21 protein-coding genes are annotated in these 26,668 nt (G+C 42.2%); 17 read left to right on the top strand and 4 right to left on the bottom strand.

Annotated elements, in window-relative coordinates; translation table 11 throughout:
* The first annotated feature begins 27 nt into the window (after positions 1–27).
* The 6 genes from OA91_RS22625 (at position 28) to OA91_RS22600 (ending at position 8,703) form a co-directional block, all read left to right on the top strand.
* Positions 28–1,293 carry an NAD(P)/FAD-dependent oxidoreductase gene (locus tag OA91_RS22625; RefSeq protein WP_063339932.1) on the top strand — a complete coding sequence of 422 codons (1,266 nt, stop codon included), beginning with the start codon at positions 28–30 and terminating at the stop codon, positions 1,291–1,293.
* A 65-nt stretch (positions 1,294–1,358) separates the two neighbouring features.
* On the top strand, positions 1,359–3,956 hold the full coding sequence (nirB, locus tag OA91_RS22620; protein WP_063339931.1) for a nitrite reductase large subunit NirB: 2,598 nt from the start codon (positions 1,359–1,361) through the stop codon (positions 3,954–3,956).
* A 10-nt stretch (positions 3,957–3,966) separates the two neighbouring features.
* The gene (nirD, locus tag OA91_RS22615) at positions 3,967–4,296 is read left to right on the top strand and encodes a nitrite reductase small subunit NirD (protein WP_046019456.1); all 330 of its coding nucleotides are present in this window, start codon (positions 3,967–3,969) and stop codon (positions 4,294–4,296) included.
* Between the two features lie 93 nt (positions 4,297–4,389).
* On the top strand, positions 4,390–7,095 hold the full coding sequence (locus OA91_RS22610) for a nitrate reductase (RefSeq protein ID WP_063339930.1): 2,706 nt from the start codon (positions 4,390–4,392) through the stop codon (positions 7,093–7,095).
* Between the two features lie 22 nt (positions 7,096–7,117).
* Positions 7,118–8,107, top strand: a complete 990-nt coding sequence (locus OA91_RS22605; RefSeq protein ID WP_063339929.1) for a glycosyl transferase family protein — start codon at positions 7,118–7,120, stop codon at positions 8,105–8,107.
* A gap of 17 nt (positions 8,108–8,124) precedes the next feature.
* The gene (locus tag OA91_RS22600; RefSeq protein ID WP_063339928.1) at positions 8,125–8,703 is read left to right on the top strand and encodes a molybdenum cofactor guanylyltransferase; all 579 of its coding nucleotides are present in this window, start codon (positions 8,125–8,127) and stop codon (positions 8,701–8,703) included.
* A gap of 13 nt (positions 8,704–8,716) precedes the next feature.
* On the opposite strand, the gene OA91_RS22595 is transcribed toward OA91_RS22600, so the two are convergent.
* From OA91_RS22595 to purM, 3 genes are read right to left on the bottom strand one after another with little or no spacing between them, the layout of a single operon-like run.
* A complete protein-coding gene (locus OA91_RS22595) occupies positions 8,717–9,436 on the bottom strand; it encodes a DUF3108 domain-containing protein (protein WP_063339927.1) in 720 nt (239 codons plus the stop codon).
* Positions 9,437–9,465: 29 nt separating this feature from the next.
* Positions 9,466–10,107, bottom strand: coding sequence for a phosphoribosylglycinamide formyltransferase (gene purN / locus OA91_RS22590; RefSeq protein WP_197477861.1), 642 nt, complete (start codon positions 10,105–10,107; stop codon positions 9,466–9,468).
* Positions 10,108–10,112: 5 nt separating this feature from the next.
* The gene (gene purM / locus OA91_RS22585) at positions 10,113–11,165 is read right to left on the bottom strand and encodes a phosphoribosylformylglycinamidine cyclo-ligase (protein WP_063339925.1); all 1,053 of its coding nucleotides are present in this window, start codon (positions 11,163–11,165) and stop codon (positions 10,113–10,115) included.
* Between the two features lie 122 nt (positions 11,166–11,287).
* Between purM and OA91_RS22580 the strand changes: the two genes are divergently transcribed.
* Both OA91_RS22580 and OA91_RS22575 read left to right on the top strand, forming a co-directional pair.
* Positions 11,288–12,370, top strand: coding sequence for a DUF2066 domain-containing protein (locus tag OA91_RS22580; protein WP_046019449.1), 1,083 nt, complete (start codon positions 11,288–11,290; stop codon positions 12,368–12,370).
* Complete coding sequence (locus OA91_RS22575; RefSeq protein WP_046019448.1) at positions 12,370–12,594, top strand: hypothetical protein; 225 nt, start codon at positions 12,370–12,372, stop codon at positions 12,592–12,594. The genes OA91_RS22580 and OA91_RS22575 overlap by 1 nt, the downstream gene beginning before the upstream one ends.
* Positions 12,595–12,676: 82 nt before the next feature.
* Here the strand turns inward: OA91_RS22575 and gltA are convergent, their stop codons facing one another.
* The gene (gene gltA / locus OA91_RS22570) at positions 12,677–13,957 is read right to left on the bottom strand and encodes a citrate synthase (protein ID WP_046019447.1); all 1,281 of its coding nucleotides are present in this window, start codon (positions 13,955–13,957) and stop codon (positions 12,677–12,679) included.
* A 510-nt stretch (positions 13,958–14,467) separates the two neighbouring features.
* Between gltA and sdhC the strand changes: the two genes are divergently transcribed.
* The 9 genes from sdhC to sucD all read left to right on the top strand — a co-directional run bounded on the left by sdhC (position 14,468) and on the right by sucD (position 26,200).
* A complete protein-coding gene (gene sdhC, locus OA91_RS22565) occupies positions 14,468–14,884 on the top strand; it encodes a succinate dehydrogenase, cytochrome b556 subunit (protein WP_343251988.1) in 417 nt (138 codons plus the stop codon).
* Positions 14,878–15,225 (top strand): succinate dehydrogenase, hydrophobic membrane anchor protein, encoded by a 348-nt coding sequence (sdhD, locus tag OA91_RS22560; protein WP_046019446.1) that lies wholly within the window; start codon positions 14,878–14,880, stop codon positions 15,223–15,225. The genes sdhC and sdhD overlap by 7 nt, the downstream gene beginning before the upstream one ends.
* 4 nt (positions 15,226–15,229) lie before the next feature.
* Complete coding sequence (sdhA, locus tag OA91_RS22555) at positions 15,230–17,002, top strand: succinate dehydrogenase flavoprotein subunit (protein ID WP_046019445.1); 1,773 nt, start codon at positions 15,230–15,232, stop codon at positions 17,000–17,002.
* A gap of 14 nt (positions 17,003–17,016) precedes the next feature.
* A complete protein-coding gene (locus OA91_RS22550) occupies positions 17,017–17,721 on the top strand; it encodes a succinate dehydrogenase iron-sulfur subunit (RefSeq protein ID WP_046019444.1) in 705 nt (234 codons plus the stop codon).
* 381 nt (positions 17,722–18,102) lie between these two features.
* A complete protein-coding gene (locus OA91_RS22545; protein ID WP_046019443.1) occupies positions 18,103–20,940 on the top strand; it encodes a 2-oxoglutarate dehydrogenase E1 component in 2,838 nt (945 codons plus the stop codon).
* Between the two features lie 33 nt (positions 20,941–20,973).
* Positions 20,974–22,488, top strand: coding sequence for a 2-oxoglutarate dehydrogenase complex dihydrolipoyllysine-residue succinyltransferase (gene odhB, locus OA91_RS22540; RefSeq protein WP_063339924.1), 1,515 nt, complete (start codon positions 20,974–20,976; stop codon positions 22,486–22,488).
* A 117-nt stretch (positions 22,489–22,605) separates the two neighbouring features.
* Positions 22,606–24,048: a dihydrolipoyl dehydrogenase gene (gene lpdA / locus OA91_RS22535; protein ID WP_046019442.1), complete on the top strand. Its 1,443-nt coding sequence runs from the start codon at positions 22,606–22,608 to the stop codon at positions 24,046–24,048.
* A 113-nt stretch (positions 24,049–24,161) separates the two neighbouring features.
* On the top strand, positions 24,162–25,328 hold the full coding sequence (gene sucC / locus OA91_RS22530; RefSeq protein ID WP_009831770.1) for an ADP-forming succinate--CoA ligase subunit beta: 1,167 nt from the start codon (positions 24,162–24,164) through the stop codon (positions 25,326–25,328).
* A complete protein-coding gene (gene sucD / locus OA91_RS22525) occupies positions 25,328–26,200 on the top strand; it encodes a succinate--CoA ligase subunit alpha (RefSeq protein WP_046019441.1) in 873 nt (290 codons plus the stop codon). Before sucC ends, sucD begins: the two co-directional genes overlap by 1 nt.
* The last annotated feature ends 468 nt before the right edge of the window (positions 26,201–26,668 follow it).

Genomic DNA, 26,668 nt, shown 5'->3' with positions numbered 1-26,668 from the left:
TGAGATTTCTCGCTACGGGGAGACATTATGAGTCAAAGTGACATGCCACAATTACCAAAGACAAGAAAGAGATTAGTCATCATTGGCGCGGGTATGGCGGGTAGTAAACTTGCTCATGCTATGGCAACTGAACATGGAGAGGCCTATCAAGTTACCTTAATTGGTGAAGAGGCTCATGTTGGTTATAACCGCATTATGTTGTCTTCTTTGTTGGCGCAAGAGATTAGTGAAAAAGAAATGTCTTTGGTGGATCTTGAGGCAATGACCCAAAGTGGTGCGTCAATTATAGCGGCTGACCCTGTGGTAGACATAAGTCTTTTGCAAAAGCGTTTGAGCTTGCAAAGCGGTAAACAGATTGAGTTTGATAAATTAGTTTTTGCAACGGGTGCTAGGGCGAGTAAATTGCCTATTTCTGGTGTTGAATCCGCTAATGTAACTCAGTTTAGAGATTTATCTGATGTGGAGTTTATGTCAAAAATATCAGCTAAATCAGAGGTTTGTGTAATTGGTGCAGGCCTTCTTGGTTTAGAAGCTGCGGTAGGTATGGCCAAGCGTGGTCATCAAGTTTCTGTAGTGCATAGGGCTGACTATATTTTAAATCGCCAGTTAGATAAAGACTCGGCACGCTTGTTGCAAAATAACCTAGAGAAGATAGGCATTTGCTTTCATTTAGGCTCAGCGCCAGCCGAATTTGTTTCAACTAACTCTGACGCAAATGAAAAGGTTGAAGGGGTTAAACTCGCATCAGGTAAATGGATTGAAACAGATTTAGTGGTACTTGCCACTGGTATCAAACCAGAAGTTGAGCTTGCAAAGGCTGCAGGGCTCACAGTGAATAAAGCAATTTGTGTTAATCAGGTGATGCGAACGTCCCATCAGGATGTGTATGCCTTAGGTGAATGTAGTGAATTTGAACAGGTGACTTTTGGCTTGGTTGCACCAATTTGGCAACAGTTTGATGTTTTGGTGGATCATTTAACCCAGAAACAGAGTCAGTTCAAAATTGAACCTGTAGCAACCAAGCTTAAGGTGTCAGGAGTAAATTTATTTTCTGCTGGTGAGGTAAATAACAATGCCTCATCCGAGTGTATTACTTATCGTGATAGCGCTCACAATCAATACCGAAAACTAGTCATCAAAGAAGGTGTGCTAGTTGGGGCAATATTATATGGCAACGTCGCCGATGCTAGCTGGTATTTCCAGCTGATTCAAAATAAAACCAAAGTATCAAAGATCTTAGATCAACTGGTTTTTGGCGAAGCCTATTGTCATGCTTTAGTCCAAGGTGCTTAGCAGCACTCTCATCCAGTTATCTCTTTGATTATTTGCCGCTAAGTACGGCATCCGCGAAGGGCATCATGATGAATAAGAATACAAATTTAGAGGTTAAACAAAACTTAGCTGAGCCTAATCCAAGTGCCAATACTCATATTATCGTGGTAGGTAATGGTATGGTGGGGCATCACTTTGTTGAGCAGCTGGTCCAGCATGAAGGGGCGAGTGCTTGTCAGGTAAGTGTATTCGGTGAAGAACCTCATATAGCCTACGACAGAGTACATTTAAGTGAGTACTTTACCGGAAAAAATGCACAAGACTTAGCATTAACTGATGCAGATTTTTATCTGCAAAATCGCGTTGATTATTACCCTAGCCAGAAAATAATTGAAATAGACCGTGTTGCTAAAAAGGTTGTCTGTGAAACAGGCGAAACGGTTAGTTATGACAAACTTGTACTTGCAACTGGCTCATATCCATTTGTCCCGCCTATTGATGGCCATAAACGCGCCAATACCTTTGTTTATCGTACCTTAGAAGACCTTGATGCCATACGAGATTGCGCTAAAAATGCCAAAGTGGGAACCGTTGTTGGTGGTGGTTTACTGGGTTTAGAAGCCGCGAATGCCATAAAAAATCTTGGTCTAGAGACACATGTAGTCGAGTTTGCACCTAGATTAATGCCTGTTCAGTTAGATGAAAAAGGCGGTGATCTACTTAAAGATATGATTCAAGAACTTGGTGTAAAAGTGCATGTGGCGACAGGAACACGAAATATTGAAAATGGTGAGCAGTGCTTTCATCGAATGAATTTTTCCGAAGATGGTCAGGAGTATTTAGAAACCGATTTAATTGTGTTTTCAGCCGGTATTCGACCACAAGATGCTTTAGCAAAATCGTCAGGATTAGTGCTTGGTGAGCGAGGTGGTATTCAAGTGGATAGCCATTGTTTAACCAGTGATAAGGATATTTATGCCATAGGTGAATGTGCTCTTTATGAGGGTCGTATCTATGGTCTTGTGGCGCCTGGTTACAACATGGCAAAAGCGGCGTTAGATCATTTATTAAAGCAAGGTGAGCTTGAGTTTAAAGGTGCTGATATGAGTACCAAACTCAAATTACTAGGGTGTGATGTGGGGTCCATTGGGGATGCTCATGGACAAACACCAGGTTCAAAAACCATTGTTTTCCAAGATGGCATGCAAGGCTGCTATCGTAAAATGGTTGTCAATCAAGATGCGACGAAACTCCTAGGAGCCGTCTTGGTTGGAGATAATGCGAGTTACGATACGTTATTACAGTATTACCTCAATGAAATTGATCTACCAAGCCAAGCTGAATCTCTCATTTTACCTGTTTCTGATGGCGCTTCACCTGCGTTAGGTGTAGATGCTTTACCGAGTACGGCCTCAATCTGTAGCTGTCTGAATGTGACTAAAGCTGATATCAGCCAAGCCGTCGCCGAAGGGGCCTTATCCCTTGCTGATGTCAAAGCTGTAACCAAGGCCAGTACGGGTTGTGGTGGTTGTGCTGCTTTAGTTAAAAATGTGGTTGATAACGAGTTATTAGCATTGGGTGTTGAAGTAAGCACAGATGTTTGTGAACACTTTGCCTACACCCGACAAGATTTATATAACCTGATAAAAGTTGAATCAATTAAGAGCTTTGACGAGCTGTTAGAAAAGCATGGTAAAGGACACGGTTGTATTGTTTGTAAGCCTTTAGTTGGCAATATCTTAGCCAGTGTTTGGAATGACTATGTACTCAAAAAAGAGCATGTCACTTTGCAAGATACGAATGATAGATATCTGGCTAACATGCAAAAAGATGGTACTTATTCTGTTGTACCCCGAATTCCTGGAGGTGAAATCACACCAGAAAAACTTATTGTAATTGGTGAAGTCGCAAGGGACTACAAGCTATATACCAAAATAACGGGCGGTCAAAGAATCGATTTATTTGGTGCTCACTTAAATCAGTTACCCGAGATTTGGGAGACCTTAATTAAGGCTGGATTTGAAACAGGCCAAGCTTACGGGAAGTCTGTACGTACAGTGAAATCTTGTGTCGGCAGTACTTGGTGCCGATTTGGTGTGAATGACAGTATGACTATGGCGATCGATATCGAAAATCGATACAAGGGGTTACGAGCACCTCACAAATTAAAGTTTGCTGTTTCAGGTTGTACTCGAGAGTGTGCAGAAGCACAAAGTAAAGACATTGGCATTATTGCGACAGAAGGGGGCTGGAACCTTTATGTGTGTGGTAATGGCGGAATGAAGCCGAGACATGCTGATTTGTTTGCCACGGATTTAACAGATAAAGAGTTAATTCAGTATATCGATAGAGTCTTGATGTTTTATGTGAAAACGGCTGATAGGTTGCAGCGTACCTCTGTTTGGATGGATAGCCTTGAGGGTGGTCTTGATTACCTTAAGTCGGTTGTAATTGATGACAGCTTGGGCTTGGCGCAAGAACTGGAAGATCAAATGGCATTAATTGTAGATACCTTCCAGTGTGAGTGGAAAACCACGCTCGAAGATCCGCAAGCAGTGAAGGCCTTTAGGCATTTTGTGAACCATGATGGTGTGGATGAGGAAGTCGTCTTTGTTGAAGAGCGAGACCAAATTCGTCCAGCTACTCAGTCTGAAAAAAACAACCTAATCGCCAAAGCCAGCTAAGGAGAAACGTATGTCATTCAATTGGAAAACAGTGTGTAAGCAAGAAGACCTTATTGAAGGTGTGGGTGTTGCGGCTTTATTTGAAGGTGAGCAAGTGGCTATTTTCTACCTTCCTAAACTTGAGCCACAAGTTTTTGCCATAGCTAATTGGGACCCTATCGCAAAAGCCAATGTATTATCTCGTGGGATAGTTGGTTCGATAAACGGCAAGCTTGTGGTTTCGAGCCCTCTTTATAAACAACATTTTGAATTAAGTTCAGGCCAATGCATTGAAGAAGACATTGTGATTCCTTGTTGGCAAGTGAGTTTAGAAAACGGTGACGTGAAGTTGGCAAGTTAGGTCTGGCCATCTGTAGAGGGTAAACAAAACCTTGGGGCTAAAGCATTATTTTTGCTTTTACCCCTAACGCGTTAGCCGATTTGGGAGCAAAAAATGCCAACAAAAGAAATGAAAACCACTTGTCCCTATTGTGGGGTGGGTTGTGGTCTTAAGCTTAATACGAAAAAAACTGAAGCAGGCGAATTTTTACCTGTGTCAGGTGATGAAGCACATCCTGCTAACTATGGACGTCTATGCGTAAAAGGGAGTAGCTTAGCAGAAACCTTAGTGCCTGATGGTCGTCTCTTAAACCCTTATGTTGATGGTAAACAAACGGATTGGCATACGGCTATAGATGAGGTCGCTGCACGAATAAATCGTATTATTACTGAGCATGGTCCAGATGCGTTTGCCTTTTATTTATCAGGCCAAATACTGACCGAAGATTATTACGTGGCAAATAAGTTGGCTAAAGGTTTTATCGGTACAGCTAACGTTGATACTAATTCACGCCTTTGCATGGCATCTGCTGTGGTCGGTTATAAGCGTGCCTTTGGCTCTGATACTGTGCCTTGCAACTATGAAGATTTAGAAAGCTGTGATCTTTTGATTATGGTGGGTTCTAACGCTGCTTGGACTCACCCTGTTTTGTATCAGCGCATTGTTGCAGCGAAAAAGTTAAGACCTTGGATGAAGGTCGTCGTGATTGATCCAAGAAAAACCGCAACTTGCGATATTGCAGATTTACATTTAGCCATAACGCCAGGAAGTGATGCAGCGATTTTTTCCTATCTGTTAGTGGCAAGTGCTGATACTAAACACTTAGATCAAGCCTATATTGATCAATACACCAACGGCTTTGAAGACTGTATTGCCCATGCAAGAGAGGTAACACCAAGTCTTAATTCCACTGCTGACTTTTGTGGTATAGCCCCTGATGATCTTGAGTTATTAGTAAGGTTTTGGTGCTCCACCGAGAAAACGGTCAGTTTTTATTCTCAGGGAGTGAATCAATCTGCAACTGGGGTTGATAAGTCCAATGCCATTATTAACTGTCATTTAGCTACAGGTCGTATTGGTAAGGAAGGTATGGGGCCATTTTCTATCACGGGTCAACCTAATGCTATGGGAGGAAGAGAGGTTGGTGGCCTTGCTAACCAGCTGGCTGCTCATATGGACTTCGCCACCCCAGGTGCCATCGATTTAGTAAAAGATTTTTGGCAAGCGCCCAATATGGCGAAAGAGAATGGTCTAAAGGCGGTCGATTTATTTAAAAAAATGGAAGAAGGTAAAGTTAAGGTGGTGTGGATTATGTCCACAAACCCTATGGTGAGCTTACCTGATACGGAACAAATTCAGCGCGCGTTAGAGGCCTGTGACTTAGTTATTGTCAGTGATATTCAAGCGAATACTGATACCTCAAAATTTGCAGATATTTTGCTGCCCGCAACGGGTTGGAGTGAAAAAGATGGCACAGTTACTAACTCTGAGCGTCGTATTTCTCGTCAAAGAGGGATCTTGCCTGCACCAGGTGAGGCGCGCCATGATTGGCAAGCAATTTGTGATGTAGCTAAAGCATTAGGTTTTGCGTCTGGCTTTAGTTATCGAGCGCCCCATGAGGTTTTTGCCGAACATGCGGCTTTGTCTTGTTTTAAAAATAATGGTAAACGAGATTTTGATATTGGCCATTTTAGCCAAATAAATCAGCAAGAGTACGATGCTTTATTACCTGTGCAGTGGCCTGTTCCTAAAGGACGGCCAGAAGGCACTAAAAGAATATTAACTGATGGACGTTTTTTTACAGCAAACAGAAAAGCAAACTTCATTAGTATTACGCCACAAAAACCTCTTTTAAAGGTTAATCAAGCTTTCCCATATTTGCTTAATACTGGGCGTATCCGAGATCAATGGCACACTATGACGCGTACGGGAAAAACAGATAAATTGTCACGCCATATTGATCAACCTTATTTGGCTATTTCGCCAAAGGATGCACAGGTGCTTAACCTGGTCGAAAAGCAAGTGGTGTCTGTGGCTAATGAGTTAGGTTTGCTTTTTTTAAGAGTGAAAATCAGTGAGGACCAAAAACAAGGGCAAATTTTTACGCCAATTCATTGGACTGAAAATTATGCTAGTAATGCTGTAGTTTCACGATTAGTTCAGCCTGTGGTTGATCCTTTATCTGGTCAACCGGAATCAAAAATAGCTAGGGTTAAAATTGAGGCGAAAGCGGATTTGACTTATGGCTTTGCCATCTTAAACCAAAATTTAGAAAGCTGTGTGTTTGAAGATAAGGAAATGGAGTACTGGTGTCGTGTGCCTCTTAAGCAGGGTCAGCGTTATGAGTTAGCATTTTCTGGACAGCATAACCTGGCTGCTATGGTGCGAGAGTTGCTTGCTAAAACAGAAATTGATTGCCATCAAGGGCAATGGATTGAATATGAAAACCCGATCAATCAGAGCAAGCGTTATACCTATTTAATTGATGATATCGTGCAAGCCGTGTTCTATTTTTCACCTAATTGTGAATTAGTTGATACCGCTTGGTTGGTAGATCTTGTAGAATCCGCACATAAAGTCACACAGCAAGAAAGATCGGCGATTTTAGTTGGGCGTCTTGCGAACATTGAAGATAAGGGTAGATTGATATGCTCTTGTTTTGATGTCGGTGAAAAACAAATACGAAATGCGATTAAAGCAGGTGATAGAGACCTTGTTAGTCTGGGCAAACGTTTGAAGTGTGGCACAAATTGCGGCTCATGCGTTCCAGAAATTAATGCATGCTTAAGTGCAGATTCACTAGCGGTTAATTGCGGATAAAGAAAATAGGAAAACAGGTTTAATGAGTGCTGAGTTTGTCGAATTTATCAAAATTCTTGGAAAAGGACGCCATGGTTCTAGAAGTTTAACTGAGCAGGAAGCTGAGAAGGCAATGGATTTGATCCTGCAAGATGTAGTAAAACCAGAGCAAATGGGTGCTTTTTGGATGCTGATACGTATTCGAGAGGAAACGGTTGCAGAAGCGGCCGGTTTTACTCGTGCTATTCGTAAAAAAATGGCACAAGAAATTGATATTCAGCCTGATTTAGACTGGCCTGCGTATGCTGGTAAGCGTAATGAACTGCCTTGGTTTTTGCTGGTGGCTATTGCATTGTCTCAATCTGGTGTGAAGGTCTTTATGCATGGCCATAGCTTTCCTGAAGAGTCACGTATTTATGTTGATAAGGTGCTTAGCTTTTTAGGATTAGAGTCGGCGCAAAGTTTTGCCCAAGCGCAAACACAAATTGAAAGTCAAAACTTTGCTTATCTTCCATTAGATAAAATCTCAACTCAGCTGACTGACTTGATGGAGCTTAAGCGCCTATTGGGTTTGCGTTCGCCTGTGAATACTTTGGTAAGGTTGATGAACCCGTTAGCGGCTGAGCACAGTGTGCACGGGGTATTCCATAAGGGGTACGATGAGATTCATATTGAAGCCGCTAAAGCGCTAGAAGATAAATCTGTCTTGGTTTTTAGGGGGGGGAATGGTGAAGCCGAAGTGAACCCTGAAAGAGATGTGAGTTTGGCCTTCCTAAAAGACAAACAGGTTAGTTGGAGTCAGTGGCCTAAATCTAGCCAACAACATGTTAGGCAAAAAGATAATCTAGATTTAACTCGTTTACTTGATCATTGGTCTGGTGAAACCCTTGATAGTTTTGGTGAGCAAGCAATCATGCAAACGATGGCCTCGGTATTAGCCTTAATGAGTGGCGAGTTAGATCAAGAAAAAAATGTTGTTAAGGCCAAGGCCATTTGGCAACAAAGAAACAAGTTGGCTTTTGGCTCTAAATAACTAGGTATTCAAGCAAAATGAGTGTTTCTGTCTTAGGTGTTATATTAGCGGGTGGTCAAGCTAGTCGCATGAACTATGTGGCTAAAGGTTTAACTCGTTATAAGGATAGGGTGCTCATTGAATATGCTTTAAAGAGCTTTGAAACCCTTGCAGAATATACTCTGATAAACGCTAATAAAGACACAAAAGCTTATCAAAATCTTGGAGTTAAGGTTTTTGCTGATGAGGCTGATTGCCTTGAAAGAGGGCCTTTGAGTGGTGTTTATGCCGCACTGTTACAGGCACAAAAGCTAGGGGTTAGCCATTTGTTATTAAGCCCTTGTGATACGCCACTTGTTACTCAAGCAGTCTTTGAGCGATTGAAATCAGAAGCAGAGAAAGAACCTGATTGTGCTTTCTATATTGAAAGTGACTCTGGTATTCAGCCTTTACATGCTATTTTGCCGGTAGCTGGAATGGCTGCAAGGCTAAAACGCTATTTGGAAAATGAGGCGAGAGTCATGCTTTTTTATCGCCAGCTAGGGGCAAAAGCGGTATTTTGGCAAGAAGAGCAAGTATTTCTGAATATTAACTATTTGGAACAACTAGAGGGATAGTGCTACTCGTCTGCTATTTGATCGATTCTAATTCGAGTTTGTAAGACTCTTTCTTTTCTTGATGAACAAGTTTAACGAGAAGGAAGTCATACTTAGGTGCAAACCAAAACGTTGTGGTTTTTGCTCTTTTTCCTGTTCCTTCACGTTTTACCTTGATGGTATTTATATCACCTAATTGAGTGTTAATTTTCTCGCTTCCTAGGCGTTCAAAATGCCAAGGTTTGAGTTTGCCGCCGTCTGCGATTAAATAATCAAGTTTTGCTTTATTATGTTTTAAGTCTTGGCGTATCTGTAGTTGGATACTGAGTTTGTCTAAAACGCCCGCTTGAATATCCATATTCCAAGGCTTGTTCTTAACATCGTTTCTCACACGATTTTTCTGCCAGTCAAAAGTTAATACCGCGTCACGTTTTTTACCAAATGCACTGGTGTGATACTCGTAAACAAGGGGGGATATTTGCCCTTGATTAACATTGAACTTAACGCTTTCGTTAAGAGATGCAAAAAAAGTATCTGCTTCAAATGAGAAAAGCCATTGTTTGTCTGGCATTTGAGAGAGGGTTTGAGTACCTTCCACTTTTAGGCTGATGCCTTTTTTCCAAGTCGTGCTATAGGTAGCACTATAAGGCTTGATAAAGCTATCAGAGGGAGCTTCGCTTGGTGCCGTTTTGACGAAAATAGGCCACCACATCATCAAGCAGATAAGATAGAAGCTTGTTTTTTGTGGTGACATATTAATACCTAATCTTAAATGGGGTTGCTTTAATTATAAGCAAAACCCGTTTCAGCTAAAGGGGTTTCATCAAGAATTGCTTTATTATTCACTTCCTTCAGTCTGTTTTGGCTAAACCATTTAACTGCTAGAGGGTAAATAATATGTTCAAGCTTATGTACTTTTTGTGCTAAAGAATCAGCTGTTTCTTCAGTATCAATGTCAGTTTTCGCTTGCACTATGACAGCACCAGCATCTAACTCTGCACTTACAAAATGTACTGATACACCATGGACCTTGTCACCTGCATCTATCGCCCTTTGATGGGTATTTAGCCCTTTGTACTTAGGTAAAAGCGATGGGTGAATGTTTAGCATGCGACCCTGATAATGACGGGTAAAACCTTCACTAAGAATGCGCATAAAACCCGCTAGAACAACTAGCTTAGGCTGGTGTTGATCGATACAAGTTTGTAATGCTGCATCAAACGCTTCACGTGATTCAAATTCTTTATGATTCAGGTGATGGGTTGGGATACCTGCTTCTTTGGCTCTGGTTAAGCCATAAGCATCGGCTTTGTTGCTGATAACAGCTTTGATCTCAATATCAAGATCCCCTGACAAGCTCTGATCAATCAGAGCTTGTAGGTTGCTGCCACTACCGGATATGAGGACAACAATAGGAAAACTCACAGTAATTAAGCCTCTAGGTCAGAGATTAATACTTCTACGTCATCCTGTTTGTCGCGAATTTCACCGATTAACCAAGCATCTTCGCCTGCGTCTTGTAGGATTTTTAGTGCTTCATCTGCTTTGTCTGCATCCAAGCAAAGAACCATACCAACACCACAGTTAAGTACGCGGTACATTTCTTCTTGCTCTACATTGCCTTGCTCTTGTAACCAGTCAAAGATAGCAGGGCGAGTCCAGCTTGATGCATCTATGTAAGCAGATGCTGATTCTGGTAATACACGTGGGATGTTTTCAAGAAGACCGCCACCTGTAATGTGAGCCAAGGCATTTACCTTGATGCTTTCCATTAGTTTTAAAATGGATTTAACATAAATTTTTGTTGGTGCCATTAGCGCATCTTTTAATGCCACACCATCAATCTCTAGATTAAGGTCAGCTTGGCTAACTTCTAGAATTTTACGAATCAAAGAGTAGCCATTCGAGTGAGGGCCTGAAGAACCAAGTGCAATTAACTTGTCACCGGCTTTTACATTGGTACCGTCAATGATGTCTGCTTCTTCTACAACACCAACACAGAAGCCTGCAAGGTCATAGTCGCCGTCATGGTACATACCTGGCATTTCTGCCGTTTCACCGCCAACAAGCGCCGCGCCTGACTGCAAGCAGCCTTCGCCAATACCGGTAACAACATTTGCAGCGACATCTATGTCTAGTTTGCCAGTTGCATAATAATCAAGGAAAAGTAGAGGCTCAGCACCCGCTACAACCAAGTCATTTACGCACATAGCAACAAGGTCGATACCAATAGTGTCATGCTGGTTTAAATCCATTGCCAAGCGAAGTTTGGTGCCTACGCCATCTGTGCCTGACACAAGAATTGGATTTTTATATTTAGTTGGTAAACGCGTTAATGCACCAAAACCGCCGAGGCCGCCCATAACCTCTGGTCGACGAGTTTTTTTGCTTACGCCCTTGATTCGTTCAACAAGTTGATTGCCCGCGTTGATGTCTACGCCAGCGTCTTTATAACTAATCGATTTCTTATCCGATTTGGTCATTGCCTATGCCCTGTCATGATAATAGTGGTGTGGGAGGCGGCATTTTAGCATAGTGACATATTAGGGCTATGGTTCTTTGCCAATATCACAGTAGAATATGCGCATTAATTTTAAGGAAGCGTATGAAAATTAGATTTCTGATGGTTATTTTCATGGTTTTACTCGCTCAAGTGAGTTCTGCTGTGACAATTCCGAACCTTTACCGAGCTGAAATTACACTCCCTCTAGTCAATTCTGAAAAAAAATTGATTAATAACGCCTTTAAACAAGCAATCGAAGAGGTCTTGATTAAGGTTTCTGGTAATCAAGATGGTGTCTTGGCTGTTTTACCAGCAGCGCAAAAATCTGCAGCGTCTTGGGTTGCTCAGCATTCGATTACAACAGAAACAAACTTGATGGAAATAGATGGTGAATTTTTTCCTGTAAAAAGAGTTGTTGTCGATTTTTATGCTCAATCTATTAATGATTACCTTTTTTCAAAACGTTTAGCTGTCTGGGGGGCGAATAGACCTTCTTTATTATTATGGATAGTTGAGCAGGATGATTTCTTACGACAAGTCAGCGGTGCTCAAGCCCCTTCTGATTTATTAAACCTAGTTGCTAAAGATGCCGTGTTAAAAGGTTTGCCTATTTATGCGCCGCTTCAGGATGATTTAGACAAACAAGCGGTAACTGTATCTGATTTGTGGGGCTTGTTTGAGGAGCCTGTAATCGAGGCAAGTCGACGTTATCAGACTGATGTGGCAGGTGTTCTTAAGGTAAATAAAATCTTGGATGAATATGAAGCCAGCCTTATGGTGTTGATGCCTGATGAGGAGCCAATCACTCTGTTTGTGCAGGGCTTGGATCAAGAAGATATTGCAGAGCAAGTGAATGCGGCTTTGGCTAAGTTGTTCTCAGCGAGATATGCGGTGGTAAGAGGTCAGGGTTCTGCAAAAATAACTATGCGTATTGATAATGTGACTGATTTCAAAGGCTTGGATCAGATACAAACTTACCTGGCGAATATTGCTGTGGTAAGGGATGTCTACCTCAACTCAATTAAGGCTGATCAGGTAAGTTTTTCCTTGGTGTTAGATGGTGGTTTAAATAAATTAAATAATGCAATCGCATTGGACTCTGTGATTGAGCGTATTGAGCTTGATGCTTTAGATCCAGATGTAAACTTAGTACAAGCTTATCGCTATAGTGGAGTAAATGACTAGTGAATGACGAGTTAAATGAAAAAAGGGTAGAGCGTGACTTCTCACTGAGAAGTGTTGAAGAGCAGCAAGACTTTCTCTCTCAAACTTGGTGTAACAATTGTATGGAAGTTGACCTAGGTATGAAGAATCCAAAAGAGTATGAAAGTGAATCTCGTGTTTGGATTGAAGGTGAGTGTTTGAAGTGTGGGGAGATGACGATCACTGAGATCGTGGAAGAAGATTAAGTTTTATAAAAACATTATTCTAATACAAAAAAACCGCGTCGCTTCTTAGTTAAGTGACGCGGTTTTTTTTAGGCTAAAAAACTTACTTGGTAGGGTAGTCTTTTTGAGCTTCACCTGTATAAAGCTGACGCGGGCGACCAATTTTGTATGGGCCACTGATCATTTCGTTCCAGTGTGAAATCCAGCCAACAGTACGCGCAACTGCAAAAATTACAGTAAACATGCTTGTTGGAATACCGATAGCTTTCAGAATGATACCTGAATAGAAGTCTACATTTGGATAAAGCTTACGCTCAACAAAGTAAGGATCTTCTAGTGCAATTTGCTCTAGACGTTTAGCAATTTTTAGAAGTGGGTCGTTCGATTGACCTAGTTCTGCTAATACGGCGTCACAGGTTTCACGCATTACCTTAGCGCGTGGATCGAAGTTCTTATAAACGCGGTGTCCAAAGCCCATTAGGCGGAATGGATCGTCTTTATCTTTTGCTTTAGCAATGAATTCATCAATCTTAGATTCATCACCAATCTCTTCAAGCATAGTCAGTACAGCTTCGTTAGCACCACCGTGAGCAGGCCCCCAAAGTGTTGCAATACCAGCAGCAATACAAGCGAATGGGTTGGCGCCTGATGAGCCTGCTAAGCGTACAGTAGAGGTTGATGCATTTTGCTCGTGATCAGCGTGCAGGATAAAGATTTTATCCATAGCTTTTGCAAATACTGGGTTCACTACATAATCTTCACATGGTGTACCGAACATCATGTATAGGAAGTTTTCAGCGTAAGATAGGTCGTTACGTGGGTACATAACTGGCTGATCTTTAGAATACTTGTAACAAATTGCAGCCAAAGTAGGCATTTTGGAAATCAAACGGAATGCCGCAATTTCGCGGTGTTCTGGATTGTTGATGTCCATATGGTCTTGGTAGAACGCAGAAAGCGCACCTACTAAACCACACATGATCGCCATAGGGTGAGCATCGTTGCGGAATCCCTCAAGGAATTTACGCATTGATTGGTTCACCATAGTGTGGTTATGAACCGTTTTATCAAACTCTGCTTTTTGTTCTTCTGTTGGAAGCTCACCATTTAAAAGAAGGTAGCAGGTTTCTAGGTAGTCAGAATGCTCTGCAAGTTGTGCTATTGGGTAGCCGCGATGTAATAAGATACCTGCATCACCATCTATATAGGTGATTGCTGATTCACATGAACCTGTAGACATGAAACCTGGGTCGTAGGTGAATACACCTTTAGAGCCAAGACCACGAACATCAATTACATCAGTACCAAGAGTACCGGAAAGTATTGGGAGTTCGATGACTTCATCAATCCCATCTACGGTAAGTCGAGCTTTTCTATCTGCCATTTTTAGTCTCCTTCAAGTTCTGAATCGGGACGGTGTCGAGTGGATAACTGACTGTATGACCCAGAAGGTGCGCAAAAAATACTGTTTCTGAGAGGTTAAATCAATCTTGCGAAAAAAGTGTAAATAGTATTTCCACAAAAAAAAGATGTAATAAATATACATAACTTAATACGAGATGCTAGGGTGTTCTTATATTGTTTTTTGTTAACTTGTTGAAATATATGGGTTATTTTTTATTTTTTTTAGAAAAATAATTTGTAATTTTATACCATTATTGTTCTTGTGTATGGGGTTATTCATTTTGTGAATGACGACCATTGTAAAGCCCTTGTCTTGTCTATTTGTCTTAGTAAATTTGGCTGGTCTATAATTGCGTTCCCAGAAATATGATTGATTTGCAGGGGAAATCTATAAGGTCACGTCGCTTTTATAGAATTAACCCGTAAATTAAGACTATTCTGTTAGAGGCCTAATGAGGTAGTTGAATGCTGCTTCATGGAGAGATAGGTCGTGATTGACCATTCAATCGATAAAAATGGTGTAAGAGTCGTGAATAAAAAAAGACCAGTCAATCTTGATATAGCTACTATATCAATGCCCGTTACCGCAATTGTATCCATCCTTCATCGTGTAACCGGTGTCATCCTGTTTGTAGGCTTGGCATTTTTGTTTTACGCGTTTGATCTTTCGTTAGATTCACAAGAAGGTTTCGATCAAGTTGTAAATGCTTTGCAAACAAGCTTCATCGCGAAATTCATCATTTGGGGTGTTGTTTCTGCTTTGATGTACCACTTTGTTGCAGGGATTAAACACTTGTTTATGGATATCGGTTACTTCGAAGAGTTAGAGAGTGGCCAAATGGCAGCTAAAGCTAACCTAGTAATCGCTGCAATCCTAATTTTGGTTGTAGGAGTTTGGATATGGTAACTCAAATAACAAGCTTTGGCCGTTCAGGCTTATATGATTGGATGGTACAGCGTGTATCAGCAATCGTGCTTTCTTTGTATACGGTATTCATTCTTGGATATCTAGTAATGAACCCTGAGCTTACATACGATCAGTGGAGTGCTTTGTTTGAAGCCACATGGATGCGTATTTTTACTTTAATGACATTGCTTTCAATTGGTGTTCACTCTTGGATTGGCCTATGGTCTATTTCAACTGATTACCTTAAAGCAACAGGTGTTCGTTTCTTTTTTCAATCTCTATGTGGTTTAGCTATGTTTGTTTATATCACTTGGGGCATTCAGGTTCTTTGGGGGCTATAGACTAATGGCTAATATACGTACAATTTCTTTTGATGCCATTGTTATTGGCGGCGGCGGCGCAGGTATGCGTGCTGCTCTACAGTTGACTGAGTCTGGTTTAAATACCGCTTGTGTAACTAAAGTATTTCCAACACGTTCCCATACAGTATCTGCTCAAGGTGGTATTACTTGTGCTATTGCAAGTGAAGACCCAAATGATGATTGGCGCTGGCACATGTACGACACCGTTAAAGGGTCGGACTATATTGGTGACCAAGACGCAATTGAGTACATGTGTTCTGTAGGTCCACAAGCTGTATTTGAACTTGAGCATATGGGCTTACCATTCTCACGTAAAGAAAATGGCCGTATTTACCAACGTCCTTTCGGTGGTCAATCAAAGGATTTTGGTAAGGGCGGACAAGCGGCGCGTACTTGTGCTGCAGCAGACCGTACTGGTCACGCACTTTTACATACGCTTTACCAAGCGAACTTGAAAGGTGGCACTACCTTCTTTAACGAATGGTATGCTGTTGATCTAGTTAAAAATGATGATGACGCTGTTGTTGGTGTTATCGCGATTTGCATTGAAACAGGTGAAACTGTTTACCTAAAAGCAAAAGCGACTGTCTTGGCGACAGGTGGTGCTGGTCGTATTTTCCAATCTACGACAAATGCTCACATTAATACAGGTGATGGTGTTGGTATGGCACTTCGTGCTGGTTACCCAATGCAAGACATGGAAATGTGGCAGTTCCACCCAACCGGTATTTACGGTGCGGGTACACTTGTTACTGAAGGTTGTCGTGGTGAAGGTGGTTATCTAATTAACAAAGATGGCGAACGTTTCATGGAGCGTTATGCTCCAAACGCGAAAGACCTTGCAGGTCGTGACGTAGTTGCTCGTTCTATGATTCTTGAAATCCTAGAAGGCCGCGGTTGTGGTCCAGATGGTGACCATGTATTGCTTAAACTAGATCACCTTGGTGAAGAGACTCTGAATAAGCGTCTACCAGGTATCCTTGAGCTTTCTCGTACGTTTGCACACGTTGATCCAGTTAAAGAACCAATTCCAGTAATTCCTACTTGTCACTATATGATGGGTGGAACACCAACTAACATCGGTGGTCAGGCTCTAACTGTAGATGCTGAAGGTAATGACCTGGTTGTTGATGGTCTTTATGCTTGTGGTGAAGCTGCAAGTGTATCTGTACATGGTGCTAACCGCCTAGGTGGTAACTCACTACTTGACCTTGTTGTATTTGGGCGTGCTGCTGGTATCCAAGTGAAGAAAGCTTTGGATGAAGGTTTCGAATCAATGGACGCAAGTGATACTGACATCGAACGTGCAATGGCTCGTTTGAATCGTCTAAACAACTCTACCTCTGGTGAGAGTGTTGCTGCTGTTCGTGCTGATTTGCAAAAAACAATGCAACTTTACTTCGGTGTATTCCGTGACGGTGAAGCTATGCAGACAGGTCTTAAGCAATTGGCTGAGATTCGTAAACGTGTTGAAAACCTACATCTTGAAGATAAGAGTATGGCTTTTAACACTGCACGTATTGAAGCGCTTGAACTTGAGAACTTGTTAGAAGTGGCTGAAGCGACTGCAATTCCTGCTGAATTCCGTAAAGAGAGTCGTGGTGCTCACGCGCGTAATGACTACACTGAACGTGATGATGAAAATTGGTTGAAGCATTCACTATTCCACCCAGCGAATAAAACTGTTACTAAGCGTGATGTAAATATGTCACCTAAAACAGTTGAAGCTTTCCCACCAAAAGCACGTACATACTAAGGGGTAGTTGCAAAATGTTAGTAAGTATTTATCGTTACAATCCAGAAGTGGATGACGCTCCTTACATGCAAGATGTCCAAGTAGATCTGCCTGAAGGTAAAGATCTAATGGTATTGGATGTATTGAACCTTATGAAAGATAAGGATCCTTCTGTATCATATCGCCGTTCATGCCGTGAAGGTGTGTGTGGATCAGATGGTATGAACATGAATGGTAAAAACGGTTTGGCATGTATCACACCTATGTCAGCTGTTTTGAAAAACGACAAATTGGTTTTACGTCCATTACCAGGTCTACCTGTGGTTCGTGATCTAGTTGTTGATATGGGGCAATTCTACAAACAATATGAGAAGATTCGTCCTTATTTAATTAATGATACACCAGCACCAGCAATTGAGCGTTTGCAGAGCCCAGAAGAGCGCGAAAAGCTTGATGGTCTATACGAATGTATCTTGTGTGCTTGTTGTTCTACTGCATGTCCTTCTTTCTGGTGGAATCCAGATAAATTTGTTGGACCATCAGGCTTGTTGCAAGCTTATCGCTTCTTGATTGATTCACGTGATAATGCAACACAAGAACGACTATCTGAACTAGATGATCCATTCAGCGTATTCCGTTGTCACGGTATCATGAACTGTGTGAATGTATGTCCTAAAGGGCTAAATCCGACGAAAGCAATCGGTAGCATTCGTACAATGTTGCTACAACGCGCAACTTAAAAATGTTGCACCTTCATATGATAAGTATGAAGGTGAGTTAAATCGGCGGCATATATGCTATGCCGCCCATTTATGCTCTTAAGGTCAAACATAATGATCGAGCGTAAATAAACCCAGAATTTAAGTTTCTTTATTGTGGGTACAAGGATGAGTAAATAAAGTTTAATCACTTGGCACAGTTGGAAGGTAGTGCAGGTACTTAGTTTGTCTCTTCAGATTTGGTGCCGAATGATTAACGATTTTACTGACACAATAGAGAGAGTATGAAGTAGTAAAATTGGCAGGCTTAAAAGGCCACACGAGCCTTATATAGTCAACACAATATAAGATTGATACTTGTCGTATAAACGACAAACGGCTCGAACATAAGGGTGATCGAGAATGCACGAAAGTTTAATGGAGTTGCTATGGAGCACCTCTCATTTCTCAGGTGGCAACCTAGAGTACATTGAGGGGCTATTTGAAAGCTACCTCGTCGATCCGAACTCAGTGTCGGAAGAATGGCGTAAATGCTTTGACCAATTGCCAAGGGTGAGTGAGGGTCAGTCAACTGATGTTCCTCATTCTGTTGTACAGGAACAATTCCTACAACTGGCTAAAAATAAATTCCGTTTTCAGCCAGCCGCAGTTTCTGCAGCAGTTAGCTCTGGCCACGAACAGAAGCAAATTAAAGTACTGCAACTGATTAGCGCATATCAAATGCGTGGACATCAGCATGCGAACCTTGACCCATTAGGTTTGCAAGGCCGCAATCAAGTGCCTGATTTGGATTTGGCTTTTCACCAGTTAACTGGTGCAGACCTAGATGAAGAGTTTAGCACTGGCCCTCTATTCTTTAGCAAAGATGTTATGAAACTAAAAGACATCATTGCAGGTTTAGAAAAAACTTATTGCTCTTCGATTGGTTACGAGTTCATGTACCTAGTCGACACCCAAGAAAAACGCTGGATTCAACAGCGTGTAGAATCTTCCCAATCTGATCCTCAATATTCCAATGAAACGCGTAAAAGCCTACTTGAGCGCCTAACCGCTGCTGAAGGCTTAGAGAAATATCTAGGTAGCCGTTACCCAGGTGCTAAGCGTTTTGGTCTAGAAGGGGGTGAGTCTTTAATCCCTATGATGAATGAGCTGATTCAGCGTTCTGGTGCACTAGGTGCAAAAGAAGTTGTAATTGGTATGGCTCACCGTGGTCGATTAAACGTACTAGTAAATACACTAGGTAAGAATCCGAAAGATCTATTCGACGAGTTTGAAGGTAAGAAACTTGTGAATACTTCTGGTGACGTTAAGTATCACCAAGGCTTCTCTTCTAATGTGATGACTGAAGGTGGTGAAGTACACATTGCACTTTCTTTTAACCCATCTCACTTAGAAATTGTTTCACCTGTTGTTGAAGGGTCTGTGCGTGCTCGTCAAGACCGTCGTAATGACACAACAGGTAAGACGGTAGTACCTATTTCTATCCACGGTGACTCAGCATTTGCTGGTCAAGGTGTTGTGATGGAAACCTTCCAAATGTCACAAACACGTGGCTATAAGACAGGTGGTACAGTTCATATCGTTGTGAACAACCAGGTAGGCTTCACAACTAACCGTCAAGAAGATGTGCGTTCTACTCAGTACAGTACTGATGTTGCGAAAATGATTCAGGCTCCTATCTTCCATGTTAATGGTGATGATCCAGAAGCTGTGTTATTCGTAACTCAACTTGCTCTAGATTACCGTTACGAATTTGGTCGTGACGTAGTGATTGACTTAGTTTGTTACCGTCGCCGTGGTCATAACGAAACTGATGAGCCTTCTGGTACTCAGCCACTTATGTACCAAGTGATCAATAAACTAAAAACAACACGTACTCAATATGCTGATAAGCTAGTGAGCAATGGTGTTGTTACCAAAGCTGAAGAGAAACAGTTGGTTGATGAAAACCGTGAAGACTTAGACAATGGTCGTCATGTTTCTAAGAGCTTGGTGCTTGAATCACAAACAGGATCTTTTGTTGACTGGACCCCTTATATTGGTGCTGGTTGGACTGATGCGGGTGATACAACTTACCCTCTTGCTAAACTTCAAGATTTAGCTAAGAAGCTAACTCAAATACCAGATGGGATTGTGGTTCAGCGTCAGGTACAAAAAATCTATCAAGATAGAGATAAAATGACGGCTGGTGCTTTGCCGATTAACTGGGGCTATGCTGAAACTTTGGCTTTTGCTACCTTGTTAGAGCAAGACTTCCCGTTACGTATTACTGGTCAGGATTCTGGTCGTGGTACTTTCTCTCACCGTCATGCTGTTATTCATAGCCAAAAAGACGGTAGTAGTTATATTCCTTTAAAACACTTGTCTGAAGGTCAGCCTCCGTTAGATTTGTATGACTCGTACTTATCTGAAGAAGCGGTTCTGGCGTTCGAATATGGTTACGCGACAACGTCACCCAAAGGTATGGTTATCTGGGAAGCACAGTTTGGTGATTTCGCTAACGGTGCCCAAGTTGTAATTGACCAATTTATCACCAGTGGTGAGCATAAGTGGGGTCGTTTATGCGGTCTGACTATGTTGCTTCCGCACGGTTATGAGGGTCAAGGTCCAGAGCACTCATCTGCTCGTCTTGAACGTTACATGCAGCTTTGTGCTGAATTTAACATTCAGGTTTGTGTACCAACAACACCCGCTCAGATTTACCACATCTTGCGTCGTCAAGCGATTCGTCCAATGCGCCGTCCTTTGATTATCTTGTCACCAAAGAGCTTGTTGCGTCATAAGCAAGCAATTTCATCTTTGGAAGATTTATCTGAAGGCAGCTTTAAAACTGTATTGCCTGATTCTTCATCTAAAGCAGACCCTGCTGATGTGAAGCGTTTGGTTATCTGTAGCGGTAAAATTTACTACGATTTGATTAATCGTCGTGAAGAATTGGCGAAAGACGATGTGGCTGTTATTCGTTTGGAGCAGTTATATCCATTCCCATACAAAGATTTCGAAGCAGTATTAGCACCTTATACTAATGTTGAATCATTAGTTTGGTGTCAAGAAGAGCCTAAGAACCAAGGCGCTTGGCATGCTAATCGCCACCGTATGAATCGTGTATTGGAAGCCTTGTATCCGCAGTTGAAGATCCGCTTTGCAGGTCGTATTTCTTCTGCAGCACCAGCAGCAGGTTACATGTCTATCCATATTGAAGAACAAGAAGCGTTAGTAAACGATGCCATCCAAGGCTAATACAACGTCAGTCAAAGTAATTAAGGGTTTAAAATGAGTATCGAAATAAAAGCACCAGTTTTTCCGGAATCAGTAGCCGATGGTACGGTTGCAACTTGGCACAAGCAGCCAGGTGAAGCATGTTCTCGTGATGAGCACATTGTTGATATTGAAACAGATAAAGTTGTTCTTGAAGTTGTAGCGCCAGCAGATGGTGTTATCCAAACAATTCATAAAGCTGAAGGTGATGTTGTCCTAAGTGCTGAAGTACTAGCTACTTTTGTTGCTGGTGATACAGCTGTTGCGGCTGAAGCACCTGTTGCTGCACCGGCAGCTGCTGCTTCTGAGTCAACTGAAAGTGTTGAAATTAAGGCGCCTGTTTTCCCAGAGTCTGTTGCTGACGGTACTGTTGCAGCTTGGCACAAACAACCAGGTGAACTATGTGAACGTGATGAGCACATTGTTGACATTGAAACAGATAAAGTTGTACTTGAAGTTGTTGCACCAGCCGCTGGTGTTATTGGTAATGTATTAGCTGCTGAAGGCGATACAGTACTAAGTGATCAAGTACTAGCATCTTTCTTAGTAGGCGCAACTGGTGCTTCTGCTGCACCAGCTGCTGCGGTTGCTGAAGTTGCTGCAACAGAAGGTGATGATGACGCAGTTGCAGGCCCTGCAGCACGTAAAGCACTAGCTGAAGCTGGCTTAACTGTTGCTCAAGTTAAGGGCACAGGTAAAGGTGGTCGTATCACTAAAGAAGATGTTGAAGCTGCTCAAAAACAAGCGCCTGCTCAAGCGCTAGCAGCTGCACCTGTTGTAGCGCCAGCGACTCCAGCACCTGCTGCTCCGCTACCGAACACAGATGGTCGCGTTGAGAAGCGTGTTCCAATGACTCGCCTTCGTGCAACTATTGCTAAGCGTTTGGTTGAAGCACAGCAAACAGCTGCAATGCTAACGACTTATAACGAAGTTAATATGGGTCCTGTAATGGAGCTTCGTAAGAAGTATAAGGACTTGTTCCTTAAAACCCATAACGGTACCAAGTTAGGCTTTATGTCTTTCTTTGTTAAAGCTGTGACTGAAGCACTTAAAGCCTTCCCAGCAGTGAACGCATCTATCGATGGTAATGACATGGTTTACCATGGTTACCAAGATATTGGTGTTGCCGTATCTACTAACCGTGGATTAATGGTACCTGTTCTACGTAATACCGATTCAATGGGTCTTGCTGACATCGAAAGTGGTATCATGGACTTCGCAGTTCGTGGTCGTGATGGCAAGCTAGGTCTTGAAGATATGCAAGGTGGTACATTCACTATCACTAATGGTGGTACCTTTGGTTCCCTAATGTCGACACCAATTTTGAATCCACCACAAACAGCTATCTTGGGTATGCATAAAATCCAAGAGCGTCCAATGGCTGTAAATGGTCAGGTTGTTATCCAGCCTATGATGTACTTAGCATTGTCTTACGATCACCGTATGATTGATGGTAAGGAAGCGGTTCAATTCCTTGTTAAAGTAAAAGACTTGTTGGAAGATCCAGCACGTTTGTTGCTTGAAGTGTAACTGAGCAAATTATAAACTCGGCCCTTATCCTGGGTCGGGTAAATTACAACATGAGGCGCGACTCTTCTATAAGCTAGATGTGGTTGTGCCCGTATTGACCGAGAAATGGAAACCCTTATGTCTGAAAAATTTGATGTTATTGTAATTGGTGGCGGCCCTGGTGGTTACGTTGCTGCTATCCGTGCTGCTCAAATGGGCCTTAAAACAGCTTGTATTGAAAAGTGGCTAGACAAAGACAATAAGCCAAGACTTGGTGGTACTTGTCTGAACGTAGGCTGTATCCCTTCTAAAGCCTTGTTGGACTCTTCACATAAGTACCATGATGCAAAAGAATCATACGGTGTTCATGGTATTGCGGTTGGCGATGTAAGCATGGATGTAAATGCCATGGTTGATCGTAAAGATAAAATTGTTGATCAATTGACAAGTGGTATTACTGGTCTTTTCAAAGCAAATGGCGTAACTAGCTTTGAAGGTATGGGTAAAGTACTTGCTGGTAAAAAAGTTGAATTCACAGCCCATGACGGCACAGTAACTGTACTAGATGCAGAAAACGTTATCTTGGCAACGGGTTCTGTACCTGTAAATATCCCACCAGCGCCTCGTACTGGTGACATTATCGTTGATAATGAAGGTGCATTAGATTTCCGTGAAGTGCCAAAACGTCTAGGTGTTATCGGTGCTGGCGTTATCGGTCTAGAGCTTGGTTCTGTTTGGGCCCGCCTAGGTTCTGACGTTGTTGTTCTAGAAGCTCAAGATCAATTCCTAAGCGTTTGTGATAAAGATATTGCAAAAGAAGCGGGTAAAATCTTCAAGAAACAACACCTAGATATTCGTGTTGGTGCACGTGTAACTGGAAGTGAAGTTAAGGGTGAAGAAGTTGAAGTAACTTACCTTAACGCTAAAGGTGAAGAAGAGAAGCAAACTTTCGACAAACTAATTGTTGCTGTTGGTCGTAAGCCATTTACTGATGGATGTCTAGCTGCTGATTCTGGCGTTAAGCTAGATGAGCGTGGTTTCGTATTTGTTGACGATCAGTGCCGTACATCTGTACCAGGTGTATTCGCAATTGGTGATATCGTCCGTGGTCCTATGTTGGCGCACAAAGCATCTGAAGAAGGTGTGATGGTTGCTGACATTATTGCAGGCCATAAAGCGCAAATGAACTATGACTGCATTCCTTCAGTAATTTATACTCACCCAGAACTAGCTTGGGTTGGTAAAAACGAACAAGAACTTAAAGCCGCTGGTGTTAGCTATAAAGTGGGTAAATTCCCATTTGCAGCATCTGGTCGTGCTATGGCAGCAAATGATACTGACGGTTTCGTTAAGATCATTGCCGATGAAGAAACTGATCGTATCCTAGGTTGCCATATCATTGGTGGCCATGCGGCAGACTTGATCGCTCAAGCTGTTATTGCAATGGAATTTGGTTCAACTGCAGAAGATATTGCTCTAACTGTATTTGCTCACCCAACAGTGAGTGAAGCAGTACATGAAGCAGCACTTGCTGTTGACGGCCATGCTATCCATATTGCAAACCGTAAAAAGCGTAAATAATCGCTATAAAAAATTCGATTTGTCAGCCCTGTGAATGATGAGCGCAGGTGCTGACAATTTCTGCCAATGTGGCAGAGCTTATATCAATCATTACAAGATGAGCGGAAAAACAAATGAACCTACACGAATATCAGGCTAAGCAGCTTTTTGCTGAATACGGTCTGCCAGTATCTACAGGGTATGCATGTGACACGCCAGAAGAGGCGGTAGAAGCAGCTAAGAAAATCGGCGGCGACATGTGGGTTGTTAAAGCTCAAGTACATGCAGGCGGACGTGGTAAAGCAGGCGGTGTTAAGCTAGTTAAGACTCACGAAGAAATTGCTGAATTCACTAACCAGTGGATTGGTAAAAACTTAGTGACTTACCAAACTGACGAAAATGGTCAGCCAGTTTCTAAAATCCTAGTTGAGTCTTGCACAGATATTGCTAACGAATTGTACCTTGGTGCAGTTGTTGACCGTGCTACACGCCGCGTTGTGTTCATGGCATCTACAGAAGGTGGTGTGGATATCGAGACTGTTGCTGAAGAAACTCCAGAGTTGATTCACAAAGCAATCATCGATCCTCTAGTTGGCGCACAACCTTACCAAGCTCGTGAACTTGCATTTAAATTGGGCCTAAACCCAACTCAAATCAAGCAATTCACTAAAGTTTTCCTAGGTTTGTCTCAGATGTTCCATGACTTTGATTTCGCACTACTAGAAATCAACCCATTGGTAATCACTGAAGAAGGCAATATTCACTGCCTAGACGGAAAAATCAACATTGATAGCAATGCTGTTTACCGTCAAAAGAAAATGCAAGAGTTCCACGATCCATCTCAAGAAGATGCACGTGAAGCACATGCAGCCTCTTTCGAACTTAACTATGTAGCGCTAGACGGTAACGTTGGTTGCATGGTTAACGGTGCAGGCCTAGCGATGGGTACTATGGACATCGTAAACCTACACGGTGGCAAGCCAGCTAACTTCCTAGACGTTGGTGGCGGCGCGACTAAAGAGCGTGTATCTGAAGCATTCAAAATCATCCTTTCTGATGACAATGTTAAAGCCGTATTGGTTAACATCTTCGGTGGTATCGTACGTTGCGATATGATTGCTGAAGGTATTATCGGTGCCGTTAAAGAAGTAGGTGTTCAGGTGCCTGTTGTTGTACGTCTTGAAGGTACAAATGCTGAGCTAGGTCGTGAAGTACTAGCTAAATCTGATCTTGATATTATTGCGGCTTCAAGTCTAAAAGACGCGGCTGTTCAAGTTGTTAAAGCTGCGGAGGGCAAATAATGTCTGTTCTAATTAACAAAGATACTAAAGTAATTTGCCAAGGTTTTACTGGTGGTCAAGGTACTTTTCACTCTGAGCAAGCAATTGCTTACGGTACAAAAATGGTTGGTGGTGTAACACCTGGTAAAGGTGGTCAAACTCACCTAGGCCTACCTGTTTTTAACACTGTACGTGAAGCAGTAGAAGAAACGGGTGCTGAAGCATCTGTTATCTATGTGCCAGCGCCTTTCTGTAAAGACTCTATCCTTGAAGCAGCTAACAGCGGTATCAAACTAATCGTTTGTATCACTGAAGGTATCCCAACACTAGACATGCTTGACTGTAAAGTTGCATGTGACGAGCTAGGTGTACGCCTAATCGGACCTAACTGCCCAGGTGTTATCACACCTGGTGAATGTAAGATCGGTATCATGCCTGGTCACATCCATTTACCAGGTAAAGTAGGTATCGTATCTCGTTCTGGTACTTTGACTTATGAAGCAGTTAAGCAAACTACTGATGCTGGTTTCGGTCAATCTACTTGCGTAGGTATTGGTGGTGACCCAATTCCAGGTACTAACTTCATCGACGTTCTAGAGTTGTTCCAAAACGACCCTAAAACTGAAGCGATCGTTATGATTGGTGAAATCGGTGGTACTGCAGAAGAAGAAGCGGCTGCTTACATTAAAGCTAATGTAACTAAGCCTGTTGTTTCTTACATTGCAGGTGTTACTGCACCAGCTGGTAAGCGTATGGGTCATGCCGGCGCTATCATCTCTGGTGGTAAAGGTACTGCTGATGAGAAATTCGCAGCACTAGAAGACGCAGGTGTTAAAACTGTTCGTTCTCTAGCTGAAATCGGTGATGCTCTAAAAGAATTGACTGGCTGGTAAGCTAAGAAATCTTTAAGTGTTACAACAAAATCCCTGCTTCGGCAGGGATTTTTTTTGCCAAAAAAATGATAGAAGAGAGGTTGAACCGAAACCTCTATAGACTAACTGAGCTGAAACTCTCTCAAGCTAGCTTAGAAGCGTTTTAATGTGGCGTAATAATCTTTGTCTTGCAGTTACAAGTAGGCTGATAGATAGCTTTTAGGGTGTTTGAGAGTATTGAGTAGGCAGTTTTGTAAGACCTAGGGAGTCTTGCGAATAAGTCCTCTTGCCTTTTTTGAGGCTTTTTCTGGCAGTGCTGAGAAGAGATGACTTAGTTACAGGTTCCCTATTATTTGCTCAAGCTTAGATTGCAGCAATAACCGACACACTTGGTATAGATAAGAGAGTCAGTTGCCTATAGGCTTCGAGTTCTCACACAATCCACCAAGGTCGTCCAAAAATGAACAACCAATATAAGCAACTGACATT

It is taken from the genome of Marinomonas sp. SBI8L, assembly GCF_001624705.1.
Taxonomy (GTDB): Bacteria; Pseudomonadota; Gammaproteobacteria; order Pseudomonadales; family Marinomonadaceae; genus Marinomonas.
This window is presented reverse-complemented; position numbering and strand designations above follow the sequence as displayed.